General features: G+C 70.3%; 1 protein-coding gene. It reads right to left on the bottom strand.

Features of this window, described 5'->3' with window-relative positions; genetic code table 11:
• Nucleotides 1–232 (bottom strand): hypothetical protein (locus ACQG3P_RS24705; protein ID WP_426806522.1); only part of this gene is annotated, 232 nt, incomplete at both ends.

Genomic DNA, 232 nt, shown 5'->3' with positions numbered 1-232 from the left:
CCGCCCACAGCGCCCAGCCCAGCAACGGAATGGGCTGCGGCGCAGGCCAGTTGGGCGACACCGGATTGGCCACGACCGGGGCGGCGGCCACGATGAGCGCCACCACCACCAGCGCCATCAGCATGCGCTGCAGGCTGCCGTTGGCCAGGCCCTGGGTGAGCCGGTGGGCGATGCCGAACACCAGGTCCAGCTGCTTGTGGAACAGGTTGCGCCCGATGGCATGGCTGACCAA

The sequence above is a fragment of the Stenotrophomonas sp. SrG genome (assembly GCF_050031795.1).
Classification (GTDB): domain Bacteria; phylum Pseudomonadota; class Gammaproteobacteria; order Xanthomonadales; family Xanthomonadaceae; genus Stenotrophomonas; species Stenotrophomonas rhizophila_A.
Note: the sequence above shows the minus strand (reverse complement) of the source record. Positions and strands in the feature narration are given on the sequence as shown.